General features: G+C 57.4%; 20 protein-coding genes. 8 read left to right on the top strand and 12 right to left on the bottom strand.

Annotation, left to right across the window (positions count from 1 at the left end; translation table 11 throughout):
* The first annotated feature begins 161 nt into the window (after positions 1-161).
* From BK667_RS20785 to BK667_RS20770, 4 genes are all read left to right on the top strand, one after another.
* Entirely contained in the window at positions 162-842 is a 681-nt protein-coding gene (locus BK667_RS20785) for a Fe2+-dependent dioxygenase (RefSeq protein ID WP_123598738.1), read from the top strand.
* Positions 839-1,603 carry a tetratricopeptide repeat protein gene (locus BK667_RS20780; protein WP_123598737.1) on the top strand — a complete coding sequence of 255 codons (765 nt, stop codon included), beginning with the start codon at positions 839-841 and terminating at the stop codon, positions 1,601-1,603. Before BK667_RS20785 ends, BK667_RS20780 begins: the two co-directional genes overlap by 4 nt.
* Before the next feature lie 230 nt (positions 1,604-1,833).
* Positions 1,834-4,155: an alpha-xenorhabdolysin family binary toxin subunit A gene (locus BK667_RS20775; protein ID WP_123598736.1), complete on the top strand. Its 2,322-nt coding sequence runs from the start codon at positions 1,834-1,836 to the stop codon at positions 4,153-4,155.
* 53 nt (positions 4,156-4,208) lie between these two features.
* A complete protein-coding gene (locus tag BK667_RS20770; RefSeq protein ID WP_123598735.1) occupies positions 4,209-5,111 on the top strand; it encodes a hypothetical protein in 903 nt (300 codons plus the stop codon).
* Between the two features lie 65 nt (positions 5,112-5,176).
* On the opposite strand, the gene BK667_RS20765 is transcribed toward BK667_RS20770, so the two are convergent.
* From BK667_RS20765 to BK667_RS20745, 5 genes are all read right to left on the bottom strand, one after another.
* Positions 5,177-6,340 carry a type III PLP-dependent enzyme gene (locus tag BK667_RS20765; RefSeq protein WP_123598734.1) on the bottom strand — a complete coding sequence of 388 codons (1,164 nt, stop codon included), beginning with the start codon at positions 6,338-6,340 and terminating at the stop codon, positions 5,177-5,179.
* Positions 6,341-6,907: 567 nt separating this feature from the next.
* Positions 6,908-8,065, bottom strand: a complete 1,158-nt coding sequence (locus BK667_RS20760; RefSeq protein WP_123598733.1) for an osmoprotectant ABC transporter ATP-binding protein OsmV — start codon at positions 8,063-8,065, stop codon at positions 6,908-6,910.
* Positions 8,062-8,715: an ABC transporter permease gene (locus BK667_RS20755; RefSeq protein ID WP_123405206.1), complete on the bottom strand. Its 654-nt coding sequence runs from the start codon at positions 8,713-8,715 to the stop codon at positions 8,062-8,064. The genes BK667_RS20760 and BK667_RS20755 overlap by 4 nt, the downstream gene beginning before the upstream one ends.
* Before the next feature lie 12 nt (positions 8,716-8,727).
* Complete coding sequence (locus tag BK667_RS20750) at positions 8,728-9,621, bottom strand: glycine betaine ABC transporter substrate-binding protein (RefSeq protein ID WP_123516418.1); 894 nt, start codon at positions 9,619-9,621, stop codon at positions 8,728-8,730.
* A 20-nt stretch (positions 9,622-9,641) separates the two neighbouring features.
* Positions 9,642-10,358 (bottom strand): ABC transporter permease, encoded by a 717-nt coding sequence (locus BK667_RS20745; RefSeq protein ID WP_123516416.1) that lies wholly within the window; start codon positions 10,356-10,358, stop codon positions 9,642-9,644.
* Positions 10,359-10,722: 364 nt separating this feature from the next.
* Between BK667_RS20745 and BK667_RS20740 the strand changes: the two genes are divergently transcribed.
* The 4 genes from BK667_RS20740 (at position 10,723) to BK667_RS20725 (ending at position 14,865) form a co-directional block, all read left to right on the top strand.
* Positions 10,723-12,306 (top strand): peptide chain release factor 3, encoded by a 1,584-nt coding sequence (locus BK667_RS20740; RefSeq protein ID WP_123598732.1) that lies wholly within the window; start codon positions 10,723-10,725, stop codon positions 12,304-12,306.
* Positions 12,307-12,536: 230 nt separating this feature from the next.
* Positions 12,537-13,001: a hypothetical protein gene (locus tag BK667_RS20735; protein WP_123598731.1), complete on the top strand. Its 465-nt coding sequence runs from the start codon at positions 12,537-12,539 to the stop codon at positions 12,999-13,001.
* A gap of 260 nt (positions 13,002-13,261) precedes the next feature.
* Complete coding sequence (locus BK667_RS20730; RefSeq protein WP_123598730.1) at positions 13,262-14,182, top strand: hypothetical protein; 921 nt, start codon at positions 13,262-13,264, stop codon at positions 14,180-14,182.
* Positions 14,183-14,607: 425 nt separating this feature from the next.
* Entirely contained in the window at positions 14,608-14,865 is a 258-nt protein-coding gene (locus BK667_RS20725; RefSeq protein WP_123598729.1) for a hypothetical protein, read from the top strand.
* Between the two features lie 183 nt (positions 14,866-15,048).
* On the opposite strand, the gene BK667_RS20715 is transcribed toward BK667_RS20725, so the two are convergent.
* The 7 genes from BK667_RS20715 to BK667_RS20685 form a co-directional block, all read right to left on the bottom strand.
* Positions 15,049-16,029 (bottom strand): peptide ABC transporter ATP-binding protein, encoded by a 981-nt coding sequence (locus tag BK667_RS20715; RefSeq protein WP_046045819.1) that lies wholly within the window; start codon positions 16,027-16,029, stop codon positions 15,049-15,051.
* Positions 16,029-16,997: an ABC transporter ATP-binding protein gene (locus BK667_RS20710; RefSeq protein WP_123598728.1), complete on the bottom strand. Its 969-nt coding sequence runs from the start codon at positions 16,995-16,997 to the stop codon at positions 16,029-16,031. Before BK667_RS20710 ends, BK667_RS20715 begins: the two co-directional genes overlap by 1 nt.
* Positions 16,998-17,007: 10 nt before the next feature.
* Positions 17,008-17,919 (bottom strand): ABC transporter permease subunit, encoded by a 912-nt coding sequence (locus BK667_RS20705; protein ID WP_123516600.1) that lies wholly within the window; start codon positions 17,917-17,919, stop codon positions 17,008-17,010.
* A 13-nt stretch (positions 17,920-17,932) separates the two neighbouring features.
* Positions 17,933-18,943, bottom strand: coding sequence for an ABC transporter permease subunit (locus tag BK667_RS20700; RefSeq protein WP_123516402.1), 1,011 nt, complete (start codon positions 18,941-18,943; stop codon positions 17,933-17,935).
* Between the two features lie 74 nt (positions 18,944-19,017).
* Positions 19,018-20,613 carry an ABC transporter substrate-binding protein gene (locus BK667_RS20695; RefSeq protein WP_123516400.1) on the bottom strand — a complete coding sequence of 532 codons (1,596 nt, stop codon included), beginning with the start codon at positions 20,611-20,613 and terminating at the stop codon, positions 19,018-19,020.
* 78 nt (positions 20,614-20,691) lie between these two features.
* Positions 20,692-22,104, bottom strand: a complete 1,413-nt coding sequence (locus tag BK667_RS20690) for an OprD family porin (protein WP_123516398.1) — start codon at positions 22,102-22,104, stop codon at positions 20,692-20,694.
* A gap of 171 nt (positions 22,105-22,275) precedes the next feature.
* Positions 22,276-23,877 carry an ABC transporter substrate-binding protein gene (locus BK667_RS20685; RefSeq protein WP_123516396.1) on the bottom strand — a complete coding sequence of 534 codons (1,602 nt, stop codon included), beginning with the start codon at positions 23,875-23,877 and terminating at the stop codon, positions 22,276-22,278.
* Between the last annotated feature and the right edge of the window lie 75 nt (positions 23,878-23,952).

Genomic DNA, 23,952 nt, shown 5'->3' with positions numbered 1-23,952 from the left:
ACAGGTATTTGTATCAATTGCGAAACGTTACTATTCGCGACAAATTTACATTCTTTACAATTTAACCTTACGGTTTTTGCTGTCTCGTTCGTCTGTGGGGTTTTACACGGGCAATAAGAATCAATACCATTGGCGCCTCTTTGAAATCAGGTGTCGTCCGCATGTTGCTGCACATTCCCGGCGTGTTCGCGAAAGAAGAAGTGCAGCGCATCCGCGAGGCCCTGGAGCAGGCGGATTGGGCCGACGGCAAGATCACCGCTGGCTTCCAGTCGGCCAAGGCCAAGCACAACCTGCAACTGCCTGAAGGTCACCCGTTGGCCAAGGAAATCGGCGCGGCGATGCTCGAACGACTGTGGAAAAATCCGCAGTTCATGTCGGCCGCGTTACCGCACAAGGTCTTTCCGCCGTTGCTGAACTGCTACACGGCGGGCGGCAGTTTTGACTTCCACATCGACAACGCCGTGCGCCAGCCCAAGGGCAGCATCGAGCGAGTGCGCACCGACCTGTCGGCGACACTGTTTTTCAGCGAACCGGACGACTACGACGGTGGCGAGCTGGAAATCCAGGACACCTTCGGTACCCAACGGGTCAAGCTCCCCGCCGGCGATATGGTCCTGTACCCCGGCAGCAGTTTGCACAAGGTCAACGCCGTTACTCGCGGCACACGCTACGCGTCATTCTTCTGGACCCAAAGCCTGGTGCGCGAAGACAGCCAGCGTGCCTTGCTGTTCGAGATGGACGGGGCGATCCAGCAACTGACTCAAGACATGCCTGATCATCCTTCGCTGATCCGCCTCACCGGCACCTATCACAATTTGTTGCGCCGCTGGGTGGAGGTATGAGTTATCAACTGCGCCGCGAGGAAGTGCTCGACGGTGATCAACTCAAAGCCATGCTTGAGGAAAGTCCGGCGCGGGCGGCCCAGGCCATTCTGATTGCTGCTCGCGAAGGTGTGCTCGATGCCCAGGCATTGCTGGGGCAGATTCTGCTGGACGGGCAGGGCATCGAACAGGATCAACCATTGGCTGTGCGTTGGTTCGAGATCGCGGCCAAGGGCGGGCATTTGATGGCGCGCAACATGCTCGGTCGGTGCCATGAGCATGGTTGGGGGTGTACGGAGGATGCTTCGGTGGCGGCGGGGCATTACCGGATCGCGGCGGATGCCGGGCTGGATTGGGCGATGTACAACTACGCCAACCTGCTGGCGACTGGCAGGGGCGTCAGTGAAAATCAGGCCGACGCTTTGCTGCTTTATCGCCGCGCCGCTGAACTCGGCCATGCCAAATCGATGAACCTGTTGGGCCGCTATCTGGAAGAGGGCCAACATTGCCCGGCCAACCCCGAGGCGGCGTTCGAGTGGTATCGCCGCTCGGCCGAGGGCGGGGATTTTCGCGGGCAGTTCAGCCATGGCAGCGTCCTGGTCGACCAGGGCCGGACCGAGGAGGGGCTGATGTGGTTGCGCAAGGCGATGGACCTTGGGCATTCGGTTTTCCTGCAAGGCGCTGCGCATTCTCTATTGCAGGCACCCCATGCGTGTTTACAAGCGCTGGCTAATGAGTACGGCGAAAAATACAACCAACTAGTGGCTGGCGAAGTTAGTTGAACGGGTCCTGGCCGTTAATCAATAGAAAGTTGTTTCTTTGTTGGTTGCATTTCCTCGGTTTTACGGGGGTTCGTCAAGTTGTCGTTTTTAAATACATCTCCGTTTTTGACTCTCGCCTTATCTTTTGCTTAGTCTGGTTCCAGTTCCGGTTTCTTGTCGGGATAAATGCGAGACAATTGGATGTCTCGCCTCTTCTAAGTTTGAATATAAGTTTAATTAACGGATTAATTATGACTAACCACGCTTTATGGGATGACGCCCTAAAAGACGCGACACCTGAACAATTGCAGGAGTACGCCGTTCAAGCACCACAGTTGTTGACCGGAGTTTCTGTCGCCGGTAGCGACAACGTTGTTCGTGACACCGGCCTGCTGCTGACCAAAAAGCAAGTGATCGACCTGCGCAAATACGAAGCCGCGGGTTTGGCACTGCCGCACACGCTTAAAGATGTGATCGACTATCTGCGTTTCGGCGTCGGCCAGGATGGCGGTGCGGGTCTGAAGCCGGAAGATTTCCTCAGCACCTTCCAGAACACCCGTAACCACGCCCGTCGCTGGTCGCCACTGCGGGAAAAAATCATGATGACCGGCACCGATCTGAAATCCTTTGCCCGCAGCATGATCAATTATGGCGAAGGCATTGAAGAAGTTGTGGCCGAAGTCAAGGCCAGCGATTTGATCGAGCGGCGCAACATCAAAACCCTGGAAGAGCTCCGCCAGCTGGAAATGGAAATGGGTGACAAGTTTCCCGGTATCGAACTGGAAGAAGATACCCTCAGTAGCTTGGGTTATTACCTGGATCGTATTTTCAAGAGAATTGAAAATAACCTCGGAGAGGTTACCGATATCAAGAAAGAGCTGGACACTTTCGGCTATGACTTGCGCGAACATGTGCTGCCGGGCATCAAACGGCGGGTCGATCAGATCGACGGTAATACGTTGCCGGCCGATATCAAACACCTCAAGGACATCATTGACCAGCGTGCGCTGGAAATCGATATCAAGAACACCGAATACAAGGCTGCGGTACAGGAAGCATTGAAGGCTGCGGCGGGGATGAACATTGCCGGTCTGGCGATGGCCATCTATATGGGCGTCGAGGCCGAAAATATCCGCGCTCAACGCAACCGCTTGTATGCCGAGCAGGAGCAGGACGTACAAATCCTCGACGCCAAGAACCAGACGCTGGGCTCTCTGGCGCGGGTTAAACACGATCTGCAGAGTGCAATGATTGTTGCCGTCGACGCAGATGTGGCTACGCAAAACCTGATGTATGTGTGGAACACGATGTTCCATGCCGTTCGGGATTCCTTCGAGGCCATCGGCGGCATCGATAACGCATTGAGCCTGAATATCTTCGTGCGTCAGTTCCGTGAAGTCGTCGCGCCATGGCGCGAGATCGAAAAGACCTCGGACAAGTTGCTCCAGGTGTTCAAAGACGCCGACGAAGAATATGACCGTAATTACAGCTCGAGTACCCGCGCAATGAATGTCACCCCGATCAACAGCCGTTCGCTATCCGCCACAATGCACAGCATGACCCTCGGCATTCAGGCCAGTGCGGGGTATCCGCCAGTCGACAAAGCGCTGTTGGCCACCAGCAATCAGCAGATGCGCGACGACCGCAACGACGCCGGCGTCTGGTGCACCAAGCTCAATTACCTTCCGCACCTGTACGACCGCTTCAACCGTCTGGTGCTGAACGTCGGCACCGCCAGCATGAACCTGCAGGAAGCGGCGCAAGACAGCCAATACACCCTGGAAAAGAACATTGGCCGCCTCGGACGTCTCGAAGCGGACCTGCGTGACGAGCTCAATGGCGACAACGATGTTGAGCTGATTGCCGAGCTGGAGCATGAGCGGACTCGACTGCTGGACGCCGCCGTTCAATCGGTACGCGAGCCTGGCAGCACTGTTCGCGATTGCCTCAAAGACATTTGCGACGCGTTTGATCAGCGTCTGACCCGTGCCTACCTCGTCGATTTCGAACGTGAAGCGCGCGAGGCCACTGCCGAAATCGAAGCTCTGCGCGCGAAGTTGGTGATCATTCAGGATCAGCGCCAAGTGGTGATCGATGCGGTCAAGGCCATCGAGAAAGCCGGCCTGGACGAACTGGCCAAAGGCATCGTCCTGACCATCGAAAAACTCAAGGAACTGGGCCTGGCGCCGCCGGAAATTCAGTTGGTGATGTTCGCCATCGAACAACTGAAAAAAACCATGGAAGACATCGGCAAGGGCATTCGTTTCCTCGACATGGTTCGTGAGAGCGACAAGTTGCAGGAAAAAATCGAAGCCTTGTCCAAACAGATTGACCTGGAAAGTTCGATCATCAGCACCTCGGCCGGCAAGACCAAGTACATCCACGCAATTCATGCGATTGAAGATCAGCGCAAAGTGTATGCGTCGGAGTACGCCAAGGCCGCGACGGCATTCGAGCAGTTCGTGAATGCCATGGGCGCGGAGCAATTCGCCGACAGCGCCGCACGTAGTCTCGGCTTCACCCAAGAAGCCCGGCAGTTCCTCGAGTTCCTCGCGCCAGTGGCGCGGCCTTAAGTCTGGAGGGGCGACGCCTGGCAGCACTGTCAGGCGTCGCCGGAGGAAATTCGATGTTCGATTATTTACTGGCAGAGAAAAATTTCGTATCCATCAGGCAGTACAAGGACTTTTTGAACGACCTCGGCCCCGCATTGGCGCAAATACAATCGTTCTCCGATTTAATCGCGCGGCAGGGACATCAGTTGCTGGTTCCTCCCGATGCACGCGCACTGGGCTTCGCCGCGACGGATTCATTGGCTTCCTGGCAGGGAATCAAGGCCTCAATCGACGCCTTGGGTCATGCGATTCCATGGGTGGTGCAGGACCTCAACGTTTTTCTGGCTGAATTTGCAGCCATCAACGATGAAGGCTGGGACCGGCGCACATCCATTGTCCGCATCGATCCCCAGCGGTTCAGTATTGTCACGTCGGGCAACTGGACCGGCAGTCCGCCGGTTGATGTGCTCGATATCATGCAGATGTTTTTGTTCCGCCTGGGGATGTGTGAGCGGACCGTGGAGCAGCTCAGAACCAGCGTGCGCACCCTGACCGAAAACACCCATAGCCTCTTTCTGCGATTCATCGAGTCGCTGAAGCTGCGTCTGTGCAGTTGCGATGGGCCCATTTCCAAGATCGAGGCCTATTACACCCTCGGGCGCCTGGGCTTGCCGGGCATGCAATACGACCCGAACGACAGTTACTCGGAAGAACAACGCCGCGAACTGGCGAAGCAGCACATCGTCCACCTCGAAACATTGCACGCGCAGAGCACAGGCTCGGCGAACAATCTGGGCGATTTCTGTTACAGGCTCATGCGCTTTATCGAAGATGCCCGACGCGAACTGTTATCGAACCATGATTTGCAAACGCTGCCGCGCGCCAAGTTGTCGATGCGCATGATGGATTACTCGCTGACTGAAGTCCGCGAAATGTCCACGCAACTGACGATTATGGCTCGCAAACTCAACGCATAAAAAAAGCCCATGAGACGTCATGGGCTTTCTTTGGCAGGGTGGCGCTTGAACGCGCCGAGTACTTGTTACACGTAGAAGGATTTCAGCGGCGGGAAGCCATTGAATTCAACCGCGCTGTAACTGGTGGTGTAGGCACCGGTGGACAACCAGTACAAACGATCACCGATCGCCAGGTTCAGCGGCAGACCGTACTTGTAGTTTTCATACATGATGTCGGCGCTGTCGCAGGTCGGACCCGCAATGACCACTTCTTCCATCTCGCCTTTCTTCTCGGTCCAGATCGGGAACTTGATGGCTTCGTCCATGGTTTCGATCAGGCCGGAGAACTTGCCCACATCCGTGTACACCCAACGCTCGACGGCGGTACGGGATTTACGCGCGACCAATACCACTTCACTCACCAGGATGCCGGCGTTGGCGATCAACGAACGGCCCGGTTCCAGGATGATTTCCGGCAAATCGTCACCGAAGTCTTCCTTGAGGAAACGGATGATTTCTTCAGCGTAGGTTTCCAGGCTGTTGGTGCGGGTGATGTAGTTGGCCGGGAAGCCACCGCCCATGTTGATCAGCTTCAGGTGGATGCCGTCTTCTTCTTTCAGGCGTTCGAAGATCACTTTGACCTTGGCAATCGCCGCGTCCCAGACGCTGATGTCGCGCTGTTGCGAGCCGACGTGGAACGAGATGCCGTACGGCACCAGGCCCAGGTCGCGAGCGAGGATCAGCAGGTCCATGGCCATGTCGGTCTGGCAGCCGAACTTGCGCGACAACGGCCAGTCAGCGGTGGTCGAGCCTTCGGTGAGGATGCGCACGTAGACTTTCGAACCCGGCGCAGCCTTGGCGATGTTGCGCAGGTCGGCTTCGGAGTCGGTGGCATACAGACGCACGCCCTTCTCGTAGAAGTAGCGGATGTCCTTGGATTTCTTGATGGTGTTGCCGTAGCTGATGCGATCCGGGCCGACGCCCTGGTTCATCACTTTGTCGAGCTCGTAGATCGAGGCGATGTCGAAGTTCGAGCCTTTCTCTTTGAGCAGGTCGATGATTTCGACGGCCGGGTTGGCCTTGACCGCGTAGTAGACCTTGGCGAAATCGAAACCGGCGCGCAGGTCGTCATAGGCCTTGCTGATCATCGCGGTGTCGATCACCACGAACGGGGTTTCTTGTTTGTCGGCGAACGCCTTCATTTTGTTGAAGGTTTCACGCGCGAAATAGTCTTCGACGTTGATCGACATGCTGGGAACTCCTACTGGCAAACTGAAATTAACAATGGGTGCAAATGAACGTCCTCCGTATCCCCACTTTGGTTCGCCTACTTCCCAAGGCATGTCGCCGAAAGCAAAAAGGCCATGGGAGCGGTGCTGCCCTTGGCCTTGCTGTCTCGTCGTCAGTACTTGAGCCGGATGGATCGTTTCCAGCATGGACGTTCGGCGCGAACTTTAGGGCGTGAGGGGCTTGAGATCAACAAAAAATGTCGCGTTTTTGCACGCTTCCGTCGTGCGGTCCCGGACAGCTACTGATGTAACCGACCTGCATGACAGTGTGATGTTCCCTCAGAAGATCGTTCCCACGCTCTGCGTGGGAATGCATCCGGAGACGCTCCGCGTCTCAAAGGGCGGACGCAGAGCGTCCCGGGCGGCATTCCCACGCAGCGCGTGGGAACGATCAATTTGAGGTGTCTCAAGGGGATTTGTGGTGCCCCATTCGCGGGCAAGCCTCGCTCCTACAGGTTTTCGGTATGCCGTGATGTTGCGTACGACACCGCACCTGTAGGAGCGAGGCTTGCCCGCGAAGGCGTCAGATCAGGCGACAGCAGTCTCGGCCGGCGAAACAATGCTGGTCTTGCCACCACGGGACTTACCGGAACTCAGGTACTCGGCAATCGATTCCTGAGTCACTTCCCCCAGGAACACCCGCTCGGCATCCATCACCGGCAGCCACGAGCGGTTGAACTCGTACATGCGCGACAGCAGGATGCGCAAATGCTCGTCAAACGCCGCCGTGGCGTTGAACTCGCGCAAATACTGCCCGCACGTCCCGGCCTGACGGTGCAGGTCGCGACGTCGTACATAACCGAGCGCCTTGTTCTCACCATCCGTGACCACCACATAACGACGGTCCAGTTCGTCCATCAGTTCCAGGGCTTCAGCCACCGGCGTTTCCGGGCTCACCGACGGCGCGTTGTCCGCCGCGTCTTCGGCTTTCACCAGCAACAGACGCTTGAGGGTGCTGTCCTGGCCGACGAAGTTGCTGACAAAGTCATCCGCCGGGTGCGCCAGCAGGGTGTCCGGGTGATCGATCTGCAGCAGCTTGCCGGCACGGAAGATCGCAATTTTGTCGCCCAGCTTGATCGCTTCGTCGATGTCGTGGCTGACCATGATCACAGTCTTGTTCAGCGCACGCTGCATCTCGAAAAACTCGTTCTGGATCATCTCGCGGTTGATCGGGTCGACCGCGCCGAACGGCTCATCCATCAACAACAACGGCGCATCCGCCGCCAGCGCACGAATCACGCCGATCCGTTGCTGCTGACCACCGGACAATTCACGCGGATAGCGATTCAGGTACTGCTTGGGTTCGAGCTTGATCATGCTCATCAACTCGCGAGCGCGGTCGTGGCATTTCTGTTTGTCCCAGCCCAGCAGGCGCGGAACGATGGTGATGTTTTCCTCGATGGTCATGTTCGGGAACAGACCGATTTGCTGGATCACATAACCGATGTTGCGACGCAGGGTCACTTCGTCGAGGTCGGTGGTGTCTTCGCCGTTGATCAGGATCTTGCCCGAAGTCGGCTTGATCAGGCGATTGATCATCTTCAGCGTGGTGCTTTTGCCACAGCCCGATGGTCCGAGGAACACACAGATTTCGCCTTCATTGACGGTCAGGCTTACCGAGTCCACGGCTTTCACATCTTTGCCGTTGCTTTGGAAGGTCTTGCTGAGGTTTTGAAGTTCGATCATTTGAGCAGTCCTTTTGGAGTCAGCGTGCGTTGCAGCCATTGCAGAAGCAGGTCGGCGAAGATGGCCAGGAGACTGACCAGCACGGCGCCGACGATCAGCATCGACATGTCGCTGCGGCTGATGGAAGCGAGAATAAGTACACCGAGGCCACCGGCGCCGATGGTCGCGGCGATGGTCATGACACCAATGTTCATGACCACGGCGGTGCGCACACCGGCGAGGATCACCGGCACCGCGATCGGCAGTTCAACCATGCGCAGGCGCTGGCCGAAGGTCATGCCGATGCCACGGGCGGCTTCGCGAATGCCGGGTTCGACGCCGGTCAGCGCCAGATAGGTGTTACGCATGATCGGCAGCAGCGAATACAAAAACACCGCGGTAATCGCCGGCATCGGGCCCAGGCCCTGGCCGAACTTGGAGTAGAACGGCAGCAGCAGGCCGAACAGCGCAATCGACGGCACGGTCAGCAGCACCGTGGCGCTGGCTTGCAAGGGACCGGCGAGGGACGGGAAGCGCGTCATCAGGATGCCCAGCGGCACGCCCACGAGGATCGCCAAGGTCACGGCGATGCCGACCAGGGTGATGTGCTGCCAGGTCAGGTGCAGGACCAGCGGCCAATCGAGATGGGAAAAGGCGTTCAAAAATTCCATGTCTTCTCCTCCTCAGTTGATCGGATGCTGGCGCAGGAAATCTGCGGCAACCGATGAAGGGCTTTCGTGATCGACATCGACCCGGGCGTTAAGCGCACGCATGGTGGCGTCGTCGAACAGTTCAGCCAGTGGCTTGAGTTCTTCGGCGAGTTTCGGATGGGCGTCGAGGTAAACCTGACGCACTACCGGTGCGGCGGTGTAGTCCGGGAAGTAATGCTTGTCGTCTTCGAGCAGTTTCAGCTTGAAGGCGTTCAAGCGACCGTCGGTGGTGTAGACCAGACCGGCAAACACCTGGCTGTTACGCAGGGCGGTGTAGACCAGCCCGGCGTCCATCTGCCGGGTGTTTTTGCGGGTCAGGTTCATGCCGTACAGATTGACCATGCCCTCCAGACCGTCGGAGCGGTTGGCGAACTCGGTGTCCAGGGCCACCAGGTGATTGGTCTTCGCCTCAGCCTGCATCACCGTGTTCAACTCGCTGATGGTGTTGATCTGCGGATAGGCCTGCGCAGTTTTTTCCGGCAAGGCCAGGGCGTAGGTGTTGCTGAATTTCGACGGCGTGAGCCAGACCAGGCCTTTTTTCGCGTCGACTTCTTTCACCTTGGCGTAGGACTGAGCGCTGTCGAGCTTGTCAGTGATATGGTTGTAAGCCACCAGCGACACACCGGTGTATTCCCACATCAAATCCAGCTGGCCACTTTCTTGGGCGCTGCGGGCCAGGGTGCTGCCCAGACCGCCGGTGACCTGGGTGTCGTAACCCTTGGTTCGCAGGTATTGGGAGGTGATTTCCGCCAGCAGGGTTTGTTCGGTGAACACCCGGGCGCCGATGCGGATCACGGGTTTTTCAGCGGCTTGGGCAAATCCTGCGAACAGCAGGGCGCAGCCTAGTATCAAGCTTAATTTCTTCATAAAAATTCCTTTGCCGAGGCTTAAGACGGGCGTAGGCCGCGTTCGAGCCAGAGGCGGCTGGCGAGTGTCACCAGGCCGTCGAGCAGCAAGGCCAGCAGGGCGGTGCACGCCGCGCCGAGCAGCAGTTGCGGCTGATTGTTCAGGGCGATGCCAGGGAAAATCAGGCTGCCCAGGCTGTTCGCGCCGATCAGGAACGCCAGCGGTGCGGTACCGACGTTGATCGCCAGGGCCACGCGCACGCCACCAATGATGATCGGCACCGCGTTCGGCAGTTCGACCCGCCACAGCACTTGGGTGGGCGTCATGCCGATGCCGACCGCCGCTTCTTTCAGCGAACCCTGCACATTTTTCAGGCCTTCATAGGTGTTGCGCACAATCGGCAACAGCGAGGCGAGGAACAGGGCGAAGATCGCCGGGCCGCTGCCGATGCCCAGAATCCCCAGGGCGATGGCCAGTACGGCGAGAGGCGGCACGGTGTTGCCGATGTTGAAGATCTGCATGAAGCGTTCAGCGCGGCCCACCATGTTGGGGCGGCTGAGGAAGATACCGGCGGGTATGCCCACAACGAGGGCGGCCAGCATGGAGACAAGGACGAGGATCAAGTGAGCTTGCAGGTAAAACAACAAATCGTCGCGGTAATGTTCGATCGTGTTGATGCCAATCCAGTGGACCAGCAGGGCCAGGAGTGCGACGACAACCGCACCTCCTATAAGCCCCTTGCCATAGCGAATAGCCACAGGCGGACTCCTTTTTTTCTTTGTCGGCGAACGCAGCCCGTGTGGCAATGCCATCACTGGCTGCCGGGAAATCAACATTCGCGAGAAGCAGCTCTTCATGCTGATGAAACCGCATGAGATCGAGCCATAAGCGCAGCCTCGTCAGGCTAACTTGCAGGTTTTTCAAACCCTGCTACGAGAGCTGTAACAGGGGAGTGGACGTCTCTACCTTTTAAAAGGTTCCATAATTAACAGCAATTAGCCACCCTTGATGGCCCGACGGTCCCGTTAATCGCCATGGGCGACAGGGCGAGCGGTGGTCCGTAACGCTCGGTTTGCGCTATACTCGCCGCCCTTTTTTGAATCACCTGCCAGGCGATTTCCCATGACCAAACAGGCCGCCGAAGTCGCGAAACGCCGCACTTTCGCCATTATTTCCCACCCCGATGCCGGTAAAACCACCATCACCGAGAAACTCTTGCTGATGGGCAAGGCGATTGCGATTGCGGGCACGGTGAAGTCTCGCAAGTCCGACCGCCATGCCACCTCCGACTGGATGGAAATGGAAAAGCAGCGTGGTATCTCGATTACCACGTCGGTCATGCAGTTCCCGTATCGCGACCACATGATCAACCTGCTCGACACCCCGGGCCACGAAGACTTCTCCGAAGATACCTACCGTACCCTGACGGCAGTGGACTCGGCCTTGATGGTCCTCGACGGCGGTAAAGGTGTTGAGCCTCGGACCATCGCGCTGATGGACGTCTGCCGTCTGCGGGACACGCCGATTGTCAGCTTCATCAACAAACTCGACCGTGATATCCGTGACCCGATCGAACTGCTCGACGAAATCGAAGCGGTCCTGAAGATCAAGGCTGCGCCGATCACCTGGCCGATCGGTTGCTACCGCGACTTCAAGGGCGTTTATCACCTCGCCGACGACTACATCATCGTCTACACCGCCGGTCACGGCCACGAACGTACCGATGTGAAAATCATCGAGAAACTCGACTCCGACGAAGCCCGCGCGCACCTCGGTGACGAATACGATCGTTTCGTCGATCAGCTGGAACTGGTGCAGGGCGCCTGCCACGAATTCAATCAACAGGAATTCCTCGACGGCCAACTGACCCCGGTGTTCTTCGGTACTGCACTGGGCAACTTCGGTGTCGATCACGTGCTCGACGCCGTGGTCAACTGGGCGCCGAAACCCCTGGCCCGTGTCGCCAATGAGCGCACCGTAGAACCGGTCGAAGAGAAGTTCGCCGGTTTCGTGTTCAAGATCCAGGCGAACATGGACCCCAAACACCGCGACCGCATCGCCTTCATGCGTATCTGCTCCGGCAAGTACGAAAAAGGCATGAAGATGCGCCACGTGCGCACCGGCAAAGACGTACGGATCGGCGATGCGCTGACCTTCTTCTCCTCCGAGCGTGAGCAACTGGAAGAAGCCTTCGCCGGCGACATCATCGGTTTGCACAACCACGGCACCATCCAGATCGGCGACACCTTCACCGAAGGCGAAGTCCTGGGCTTCACCGGCATCCCGCACTTCGCCCCGGAACTGTTCCGCCGCGTACGCCTGCGTGACCCGCTGAAATCCAAGCAACTGCGCCAGGGTTTGCAGCAATTGGCGGAAGAGGGCGCGACCCAGGTGTTCTTCCCGGAGCGCAGCAACGACATCATCCTCGGCGCCGTCGGTGTGCTGCAGTTCGATGTGGTCGCCAGCCGCTTGAAAGAGGAATACAAGGTCGAATGCTCCTACGAGCCGATCACCGTGTACTCCGCGCGCTGGATCGATTGCAGCGATAAGAAGAAGCTCGAAGAGTTCAGCATCAAGGCTGTGGAAAACCTGGCGGTCGATGGCGGTGGTCACCTGACCTACCTGGCCCCGACCCGGGTTAACCTGGCGCTGATGGAAGAGCGCTGGCCTGATGTGAAATTCCGCGCGACGCGTGAGCATCATTAAGCGCTGAGCGTTAGGCAGAAGGGCGAAGCTGTGATGGCTTCGCCCTTTTTATTGTCTGCGGTTACGTCCGTCACACTCATGGGTAGCCCGAAATAGGCCGGACTGATTTGCCGACAGTCATGCTTGCTGAAACGATTCACTGTCAAAGTTGACAGTAGACCTGGGGAAATCCTGTTGCTACATATGGCCATGAGCAATTTGCTTAGTACCCATTAAGCAAGGAGAGCATCTTGAACGATAAGCACGATTCAGGAATAAATGAATTCTCATTCGAACAAAATGCGGGCCCCGAAATCGAGGCACAGCGGACGTGGGTAGCGCTGCATTCGACCAACCAGTTGGATGTAGCGCCGATCTTCAGCGATGATCGCCGTCTTCAATGTAATGTTTGGTTGAATGATGTGCGTGCAATTAAAAACGGCGATATCTACGATATTGGGAATCACGCATCTCTGCCCATTCCGAAAGCGTCAATTCATTATTATGACTCTCATACGGGAGGAGGCTTTCGGGATGTGAAGTCAGGGAAGTTATACATTGATCATTATGACCTGAGTAAGCAGCAGCTCACGTTTCATTTCGAAAGTTATATTGAGCAAAATGGTTTGACTGTTGCTCTTGCCGGTCGCGGAAATATTAATGAGATCATTGAGTCTTCGAAGCTTCCGGCTGAGGCTAGAAAAACATTTGAATAACGTGATGAGCCATTGAGTCGCCATAGAAAGTAAGTGCTGTTTTTTCTAATCACCCATGAGTGATCGTGCTGATGTGATATCTGAAGCCGTTGTGAAAACAGAGTGAGGTTATTGTTGGTATTGTCTAAATGACCATTAGCTCTAACGTTTCGTATGGAGCTGCTGAAACGTTTTATTGTCACTTGTATCAGTAGCGCGTGATTTGTTACTAAGAATAGTCAGCTTGTGGTAACACCGTTCGAATGATAAAGGAGAGGGTCATGCGAATTTCTAAAAACAACAACTCGTTTTGTAAGGCTGAAGTTGTTGTAATGCCAGAGACGTCCAAGAACTTCCGCTATAACGCTGATGAAGTTGAACTGAGGCGGATGTCGGATTTTCGTCTTTTGGTGATGTCTACGTTTGAATCGTTCGATAAGGGTCTGCTTATTGACTTTCGTGACTTCGCAGATATGCAAGCAGGAAAAACATACTCGCCGGGAGTCGGCGGGCCGGGCACTCGGGTATATGCACATATGACGGTTCCTGAGGGCCTCAGCATGAACCCGCAGGGAACGGTTACAGTCTTGGAGTACGACTACGATTCTGGCCATTTGAAGGTGGCCTTCGATCTGGTGTTTAGTCTTCCTCATAATACTTATCACTATAAGGGAGAGGCGTTTGCCAATGGGTATGTTAACGGCGCCAGGGGCGAAGATTGGCTTGCAGAGGAAAGACTGACCAAAGGACATTTCAAGGCTGAAATAAAATTCCCCGATGGCGGGACAAGAAGCTTTGATCTCAAGGAAGCATTTATTGATTTCAGACCTGTGCCTTCGAATATGCTGATTGTTCAACCTAATGATGATTACGAGGGCGATTTACGTATTGCTATTACGTTTCTTGATTACAAAGAAATCAAGGCCGGCCAAACATTGAAATTTTACCCGGACTCAGAAGCGGTAGATGGGCAATTTGTATCTCTTGAAGTGGGGCGCAGGGTCCAGTGGACCACATTGCCGGGTGGTACCCTTCAGGTGCATGCCATCGATAATACGACTGGAAATGAAAAAATTGAGTTCAGTTTCAATTTCAATGCCTGGGATGAGCAGGGTGATGGTGGAAAAGCAAGGCTGGTGGGTAGTGCAAATCTGACCGGTTATTCGAATAACGGACGGGTCGTTAAAGTTGCCCGATATTGAAGTCCGGGGTTGGCATCGAAAGTTAAGTGATCGGTGTTAATTATCGCGGATGAATAAATGTCCCTTGATGGAAAACTATTTGCCATTGTTCGTCCTGTCGGCGACAGATCCATGGCATCGGCCTTTGTCTCGAAAATCAGAATTACCTTAATACAGCGGAATATCGATAGCCAAGATCAAAAGATCGCAGCCTTCGGCAACTCCTACACCGGATCGTAAGAGCTGCCGAAGGCTGCGATCTTTTGATCTTTTCGGCATAACCTTTATTCCAAACCAATCTCTGTCTCAACGGCAATTACCGCCATTCATTAGCGTCCTATCTGGAGAACCCGGCTGATCGGAACTAGATTTTATTCAGCGCCACGGCATTCGGGTCATGCGCCGTCAGGCACTTATGCTGCATCTCAGAAAGGATGGAATCGGCTATGAGCATTTTTCAACGCATTGTGTTGTTGCTGAAGGTTTTGGTGATGCTGTCCGTGGGTATGTCAGCGGCGTGGGCCGATTGCCCGGCCCATGGTGAACAGGCCTCGAGCGGGCAGGTAGTGCACACGGGCATGATGATCGCTGCGGACGACTCCGAGGGCGGTAATATAGGGCAGGGCGGCAGCGCCGGTGATGACGACTCGACCACCGACGAGCCGGATCCCGATGATGCCGACGAAGACGACAGCCAGTCGTAAATCGCAGGCAAAAGAAAACCCCTTCTACCGGACTGATGCGCAATCCGGGAAAAGGGGTTTGGTCAACTTGGTAAGAACACCGCAATCCCTATGGGAGCGGGCTTGCTCGCGAAGAGGCCGTGTCAGTCGACATCACTGTTGAATGACACACCGCTTTCGCGAGCAAGCGCGCTCCCACATTTTTTATGCCGCGCCGTCGAGGAATTGCTCGGCGTAGTGGCAAGCCACTTGGCGACTGTCGAGCAGGCGCAGGGCCGGCTCTTCGGTGCTGCAGCGCTCGGTGGCGTACGGGCAGCGCTTGTGGAACGCGCAGCCGGACGGTGGGTTCAACGGGTTGGGCAATTCGCCGACGATTTTGATTTTCGGCTTGTTCGGGTCCGGGTGAATGGTCGGGGTGGCCGACAGCAACGCCTGGGTGTACGGGTGCAGCGGACGTTCGTAGATGTCGTTCTTCGGGCCCATTTCCACCGGGCGGCCGAGGTACATCACCATCACGTCATCGGCCACGTGCTGGACGACTGCCAGGTTGTGGGAGATGAACACGTAGGCGGTGTTGAACTCTTGCTGCAAGTCCATGAACAGGTTCAGAACCTGCGCCTGGATCGACACGTCCAGCGCCGAGGTCGGTTCGTCCGCCACCAGCACTTTCGGTTGTAGCATCATCGCGCGAGCCAGGGCGATCCTCTGGCGCTGACCGCCGGAGAACATATGCGGATAACGCTGGTAGTGCTCTGGACGCAAGCCCACCTGCTTCATCATCGCCTGGACTTTCTCGCGACGTTCGGCGGCCGACAGGTTGGTGTTGATCAGCAGCGGCTCGCCGAGCTGGTCACCGACTTTCTGCCGTGGATTCAACGAGGCGTACGGGCTCTGGAACACCATCTGCACGTCTTTGCGCAGTTGCTTGCGCTGGGCCTTGTCGGCACCGGTGACTTCCTGCCCGGCGATTTTCAAGGAGCCGGAGGACGGCTCTTCGATCAGCGTCAGGGCGCGGGCCAGGGTGGATTTGCCGCAACCCGATTCGCCAACGACGGCGAGGGTCTTGCCGGCTTCCAGTTCAAACGACACACCGTTCAGGGCGCGCACGGTCGCATGGCCCTTGAACAGGCCACGGGACACTTCGTAATGACGGGTCAGGTCGCGGGCGGTAAGTACGACGGCCATTACGCCACCTCCTGATTCAGCGGGTAGAAGCAGCGGGCAAGGCTGTTGCTTTTCGGGTCAAGGCCGGGACGTTGCTGGCGGCAGGAATCCTGCACGTACGGGCAACGCGGCGACAGCAGGCAACCCTGCGGACGGTCATAACGACCGGGAACGATGCCCGGCAACGTGGCCAGGCGCGTGGCGCCGAGGCTGTGTTCCGGAATCGCCTTGAGCAGCGCTTCGCTGTACGGGTGCGCCGGAATGTCGAACAGTTGCGGCACTTGACCGACTTCCACCGCTTGACCGGCGTACATCACGCACACGCGCTGAGCGGTTTCGGCCACGACCGCGAGGTCGTGAGTGATCAGCACCAGGCCCATGTTCTGCTCTTTCTGCAGGGCCAGCAGCAGGTCCATGATCTGGGCCTGAATGGTCACGTCGAGGGCCGTGGTCGGTTCGTCGGCGATCAGCAGTTTCGGTTCGCCGGCAATCGCCATGGCGATCGCAACACGCTGGCTCATACCGCCGGACAGTTGATGCGGGTAGGCCTCCATACGGCTGGCGGCGCCCGGGATTTCCACTTTTTCCAGCAGTTCGATGGCACGCTTGCGCGCTTGCTTGCCGGACATTTTCAGGTGCAGGCGCAGCACTTCTTCGATCTGGAAACCGACGGTGTAGCTCGGGTTCAGCGCGGTCATCGGGTCCTGGAACACCATGGCCAGGTCTTTGCCGACAATTTGCCGACGCTGACGGTTGCTGAGCTTGAGCATGTTCTTGCCGTCGAAATTCAGCGCGTCGGCAGTGACGATCCCCGGATGCTCGATCAGGCCCATCAGCGCCATCATGGTCACGGATTTACCCGAACCCGACTCGCCAACGATGGCCAGGACTTCGCCCTTGTCCACGGTAATGTCGAGACCGTCGACCACCGGAACGGCGTTCTTGTCGCCGAAGCGAACGTTGAGATTCTTGATTTCTAACAGTGACATTTGAATCTCCTCAGGCGGCGTTCTTGAGTTTCGGGTCCAGCGCATCGCGCAGGCCGTCGCCCATCAAGTTGATTGCCAGCACGCTGAGCAAAATGGTCAAACCGGGCAGACTTACCACCCACCAGGCGCGTTCGATGTAGTCGCGAGCCGAAGCCAGCATGGTGCCCCACTCAGGGGTTGGCGGTTGTACGCCAAGGCCCAGGAAGCCCAGGGCCGCGGCATCGAGAATCGCCGAGGAGAAGCTCAGGGTCGCTTGAACGATCAACGGCGCCATGCAGTTGGGCAGCACGGTGACGAACATCAGGCGTGGCAGGCCGGCACCGGCCAGGCGCGCGGCGGTCACGTAGTCACGGTTCAGCTCGCCCATCACCGCGGCGCGGGTCAGACGAACATAGGACGGCAGCGAAACCACGGCGATGGCGATAATGGTGTTGATCAGGCCAGGGCCGAGGATGGCGACAATCGCCACGGCCAGCAGCAGGGACGGCAGGGCCAGCATGATGTCCATCAGGCGCATGATGGTTGGACCGAGTACCTTCGGGAAGAACCCGGCGAACAGACCCAACAGGATGCCCGGAATCAGCGACATCACTACCGACGACAAGCCGATCAGCAGGGACAGGCGCGAACCGTTGATCAGCCGCGACAGCAGGTCGCGACCCAGTTCATCGGTGCCGAGCAGGAATTGCATCTGCCCGCCTTCCAGCCAGGACGGCGGGGTCAGCAGGAAGTCACGGTATTGCTCGCTCGGGTTGTGCGGGGCAACCCACGGCGCGAAGATCGCGCAGAAAATCACCAGCAGCATGAACAGCAGGCCGGCGACGGCACCTTTGTTCTTGGAGAAGGCTTGCCAGAATTCTTTGTACGGGGACGGGTACAGCAGGCTTTGATCGACTGCTACCGATGGAATTGGAGTGGTCATGGTCATGATGATCTCAGCGCTGGTGACGAATGCGTGGGTTGGCAAAGCCGTAGAGGATGTCCACTACGAAGTTGACCAGAATCACCAGGCAGGCGATTAACAGGATGCCGTTCTGCACCACGGGATAATCCCGTGCGCCAATGGCTTCGATCAGCCATTTGCCGATGCCGGGCCAGGAGAAGATGGTTTCGGTCAGGACTGCACCGGCCAGCAACGTGCCGACTTGCAGGCCGACCACGGTTAGTACCGGGATCAGCGCGTTGCGCAGACCGTGCACGAACACCACGCGAGCTGGCGACAGGCCTTTGGCGCGGGCGGTACGGATGTAGTCTTCACGCAGCACTTCGAGCATCGAAGAACGGGTCATCCGCGCGATAACGGCCAGCGGGATGGTGCCGAGCACGATGGCCGGCAGGATCAGGTGATGCAGGGCATCGAAGAAGGCGCCAACATCATCGGCCAGCAAGGTGTCGATGAGCATGAAACCGGTGCGTGGCTCGATGTCATAGAGCAGGTCGATGCGCCCGGACACCGGGGTCCAGCCCAGGGACACCGAGAAGAACATGATCAGGATCAGGCCCCACCAGAAGATCGGCATCGAATATCCCGCCAGGGAGATGCCCATCACACCATGGTCGAACAGGGATCCTCGCTTGAGTGCCGCGATCACCCCGGCCAGGAGGCCCAGGACGCCGGCGAACAACAGGGCGGCCATGGACAGCTCCAGGGTCGCAGGGAATAGAGAGCTGAACTCGGTCCAGACACTTTCACGAGTACGCAGGGATTCGCCAAGGTCGCCATGGGCCAACTTGCCGATGTAATCCAGGTATTGGGCATACAGGGGTTTGTTCAGACCTAGGCGTTCCATTGCCTGGGCGTGCATTTCGGGGTCGACCCGACGTTCGCCCATCATTACTTCCACGGGGTCGCCCGGAATCATGCGAATCAACGCGAAAGTCAGCAGGGTGATGCCGAAAAACGTGGGGATCAGTAACCCCAGTCGGCGGGCAATAAAACTAAACATCTTGTGTGCTACCTCATCAGCCGGTTAGGCGTGCCTGGCGTCCCTGGGGTCAGGGACGCCGGGAGTTTTCTTATCTACTTCACCTGAGTGGTGGCGAAGTTATTAGTGGTGAGGGGGCTAATGTGGTAGCCCTCTACGTTGTTGCGCATTGCGGTAAACATGCGGGTGTGGGCCATGCTGATCCAAGGTTGGTCCTGGTTAAAGACCTCTTGGGCTTGCTCGTAGAGCGCTGCGCGTTCAGCCGGGTTCACTTTAGCGCGGGCTTCATCGATCAGCGTCTGAAATTTCTCACTGCACCAGCGCGCGTAGTTTTCGCCGTTTTTGGCCGCCTCGCAACTGAGCATAGGCGTCAGGAAGTTATCCGGGTCGCCGTTATCACCCGCCCATCCGGCAGAAACCATGTCGTGCTCGCCGTTTTTGGCGCGCTTGAGCATCTCGCCCCACTCCATGACGCGGATGTCGATCTTGATCCCGACCTTGGCCAGGTCAGCCTGCATCATCTGCGCGCCGAGCATCGGGTTAGGGTTGGTCGGGCCGCCGCCGTTACGGGTGAACAGGGTGAACGTCGTGCCTTCCGGTACGCCGGCTTCCTTGAGCAAGGCGCGCGCCTTGTCCAGGTCACGTGGCGGGTTCTTCAGATCGTGGTTGTAACCCAGCAAGGTGTCCGGGTACGGGTTGACCGCGACCGTCGCATTGCCTTTGCCAAACAGCGCATTGACATAGGCGGCTTTGTCGAAGGCGATGTCGATGGCCTTACGCACCCGCACGTCGCTCATGTACTTGTGGGTGGTGTTCATGGCGATGTATGAAACGGTCATCGCGTTCAGTTCATCAACCTTCAGGTTGCTGTCTTTCTTGATGCTCGGGATGTCATCCGGCTTCGGATACAGCGCGATCTGGCACTCGTTGGCCTTGAGCTTTTGCAGACGCACGTTGTTGTCGGTGGCGATGGCCAGAATCAGCGCTTCAGCCGGTGGCTTGCCACGGAAATACTCCGGGTTGGCCTTGAACCGGACCTGAGCATCCTTGGCGTAACGCTGGAAGATGAACGGGCCGGTGCCGACCGGCTTGTTGTTCAGGTCGCCGGTCTTGTTGGCCTTGAGCAACTGATCGGCGTACTCGGCGGAGTAGATCGAGGAGAAGGCCATGGCGATGTCGGCCAGGAACGGCGCTTCGCGGCGGGTCAGGGTGAAAGTGACGGTGTTGTCGTCGACTTTCTCGACACTTTTGAGCAGTTCCTTGAAGCCCATGCTTTCAAAGTACGGGAAGCCCACGCTCGACAGTTTGTGCCACGGGTGATTCGGGTCCAGCTGGCGCTGGAAGCTCCAGACCACGTCGTCGGCGTTCATGTCGCGGGTCGGCTTGAAGTATTCGGTGGTGTGGAACTTGACGCCTTTGCGCAGGTGGAACGTGTAGGTCAGTCCGTCCTCGCTGATGTCCCAGGAGTCGGCCAGTGCCGGAACCACTTCGGTGGTACCGGGCTTGAAGTCCGCCAGACGATTGAAGATGGTTTCGGCCACCGCATCGGCTGTGACTGCAGTCGTGTACTGGACCATGTCGAAGCCTTCCGGACTGGCTTCGGTGCAGACCACCAGGGGTTTGGCCGAGACGCCAACAGCGACACTCAGCAACGCGGCAGCGATGGCCGCACGTAGGGGAAGCATTTTCATCAAGAACCCTCTGCAATCGGTTGAACAGATAAAAGCCAAACGGCCGACTCGTCATGAGTCAGCCGTCGGCTGGTGTTTTTACAGAATGTTGAACGGGATGGTGGTCACGAGACGGAACTCGTTGATGCTGCCATCAGCCTGGTTTTCGCTGGCACGGTGCGTGGTGTAAGTCGCGCGAACGGTGGTGGCCTTGAGCGGGCCGCTCTGTACGGCGTACGAAGTACCGATGCCGTATTCGTAGTGGTGCTCGCCGTCCATGTTGCGTACGTCGTAGGCGGTACCGGTGTAGTGAGTACCGTCGATGCCCCAGCCGCGAGCCTGGTAGATGTTGAACTTCAGGCCTGGCACGCCGTATTCAGCCATGTTCAGGCCGTAGGCGATCTGGAACGATTTTTCGTTCGGGCCGTTGAAGTCGGACAGCAGGGAGTTGGCCAGGTAGATGCCGTTGGTTTCGTGCAGGTAGTCGAAGTACTCGTTACCGTTAACTTCCTGGTACGAGAAGGTCAGGCTGTGGGCCTGGTGAGTCAGGCCGAACGACAGGGAGTAGGTGTCGTTGTCGATTTCGCCCATCTCTTTTTTGCCGGCATCGACGGTTTTGTAGTAGTTCAGGCCGGTGGTCAGGCTCAGAACCGAGCTGTCACCCAGTTCGTGGGTGGCGCCGAAGTAGTACTGGTTCCAGAAGTCTTCAACCTGGGAAGCGTAGAGGCTGGTCTTCAGGCTTTTCAGCGGCTGATAGTTCAGGCCGACGATGTTGACGTGGTCGGTTTCAGCGCCGTTGTTGGTGTACTCGGAGCGGAATTTCGACAGGCTCTCTTCGGTACGCGGCGATACGCGGTCGAAGGTGCCGGCGTCGAACGACAGGTTGTTCAGCTCTTCGCTGTGCAGGCTCACACCTTGAAAGCTCGAAGGCAGTGGACGGTTGCCGATGTTATCGACGATCGGAGTGCTGAAGTTCTGGCGACCGGCGGTCAGGGTGGTGTTCGACACGCGGAACTTGACGTTGGCCAGGCCCAGTTTGCTCCACTGGCCTTGAGCGTCACCGCCCTCGGTGGTCAAGGTACGGTTGTTACCGGCGCCTGGGCGGGAACCCGGTGCGCCACCGTTGTTGGACGCCAGGTCCTTGCGATCACGGTCCAGTGCGACGGCGTTGTAGACCGCCAATTCAGTGCTGACACCGACGGTGCCCTGAGTGAAACCGGAGCTGAAATTGACGATGGTGCCCTGCACCCAGTTGATCCGACGATCAGTCGGCGTTGCAACGCCGTCCTTGCGGTAGGTGAAAGTACCGCCACGTTTCAGTTGCTCGTTGGCGTACCAGTTACGGGTGGTGCCTTTGATCGTCGAGCCTTCGAGGAAGCCGGTTGCATCAGCTTGGGCGCTAGAGGTATTGACCGTAACCGGGGTGTATTCCTGGCTTTGGGATTCCGCGTACGCCGTGGCGGTGATGCTGCTGATGGCCAAGGCCAAAATCGCGGTGCTGCTCAGTTTCATGGGTGAAGCTCCTTTCTTTCTTTTTTTAATGCCGGTCTTTTTTGGTGATCCGGCTATTTGGTTAGAACTCATACAAGGCATCGCAAACGTTTGCTGTAGGCCGGTTCGGCGAATTACGGCAATGCGCTTGCGTGAGGGCGGAATCCGCCCCCAGCGTTTTAGGCTTATCGGTTATTTTTCTATGCTGACACCCGAGAACACGTTGCGACCAAAGGGGCTCACCTTGAACCCTTCGATTTTGGCGCTTAACGGCTGGTTGACCGTCGAGTGAGCGATAGGCGTGATCGGCACTTGCTGCTTGAGCAATTGCTGCGCCTGTTGGTAAAGCACGGTGCGCTGGTCACGATCGGTGACGATCTTGGCCTGCTTGACCAGCTTGTCGTAAGCCGGATCACACCACATGGAGTAGTTGTTGCCGCCGATGGCATCGCAGCTGTACAGCGTGCCCAGCCAGTTGTCCGGGTCCCCGTTATCACCGGTCCAGCCGATCAGGCTGATGTCGTGCTCGCCATTCTTGGTGCGCTTGATGTACTCGCCCCATTCGTAGCTGACGATCTTGACCTTGAGGCCGATTTTCGCCCAGTCCGCCTGGAGCATTTCGGCCATCAACTTGGCATTGGGGTTGTACGGGCGCTGGACCGGCATGGCCCAAAGGGTGATTTCGGTGCCTTCCTTCACACCGGCAGCCTTGAGCAGTTCCTTGGCTTTTTCCGGGTTGTAGGCGGCGTCTTTAATGGTGGTGTCGTAGGACCACTGGGTCGGCGGCATGGCATTGACGGCCAACTGTCCGGCGCCCTGGTACACAGCGTTGAGAATGCTTTGTTTGTTCACCGCCATATCCAGCGCCTGCCGTACTTCAAGCTGGTCGAACGGCTTGTGCCGCACGTTATAGGCGATGTAGCCGAGGTTGAAACCAGGCTTTTCGATGAGCTTGAGTTTCGGGTCGTTCTTCAGGGCGGTTACATCGGCAGGGCGCGGATGCAGGGTGATCTGGCATTCGTTGGCCTTGAGCTTCTGCACCCGCACCGAGGCGTCGGTGTTGATGGCGAAAATCAGGTTGTCGAGCTTGACCCGGCTTGGGTCCCAGTACTGCTGGTTGCCGGTGTAGCGGATGTTGGAGTCTTTCTGGTAACTCTTGAACACGAACGGCCCGGTGCCGATCGGCTTCTGGTTGATGTCGCTCGGTTTGCCCTCGGCCAGCAGTTTGTCGGCGTATTCGGCAGACAGGATGGCGGCGAAGCTCATGGCGAGGTTCTGGATGAACGCGGCGTCGACGCTGTTGAGCGTCATGACCACGGTCAGCGGCCCGGTCTTCTCGACCTTGGCGATGTTCTTGTTCAGGCTCATCCCGTTGAAATACGGGAACTCGGTTGGATAAGCCTTTCGGAAGGGTTGCTGTGGATCGAGCATGCGATTGAACGTGAACAGCACGTCATCGGCGTTGAAATCGCGGGTCGGCGTGAAGTAAGGCGTGGTGTGGAACTTCACCCCTTCGCGCAGGTGAAAGGTGTAGGTCAGACCGTCCTCGGAAATATCCCACTGGGTGGCCAGGCCCGGTACGACATTGGTCGCGCCTTTTTCAAACTCTGCCAGTCGGTTGTACAGCGGTTCGGCGGCGTCGTTATCGGTCGCAGTGGTGTACTGCGCCGTGTCGAAACCGGCGGGGCTGCCTTCAGAGCAGAACACCAGGCTGTTGTTGGCGGCCTGGCTGATGGAAGTGGCGGCCAACAGGCCGGTGCCCAGCAATGCGGATAAAACCAAGGTATGGCGCATAACGCTCCCTACTTTTTTAGTGTTTAACAATGAGCCGCCGTCCCGTCCAGGGACGTAGAGGCTTCATTGATCTCA

Source organism: Pseudomonas frederiksbergensis (assembly GCF_003732705.1).
GTDB classification, from domain to species: Bacteria; Pseudomonadota; Gammaproteobacteria; order Pseudomonadales; family Pseudomonadaceae; genus Aquipseudomonas; species Aquipseudomonas frederiksbergensis_F.
The sequence above is the reverse complement of the archived record's forward strand: the minus strand, read 5'-3'. Positions and strand labels throughout refer to the sequence as shown.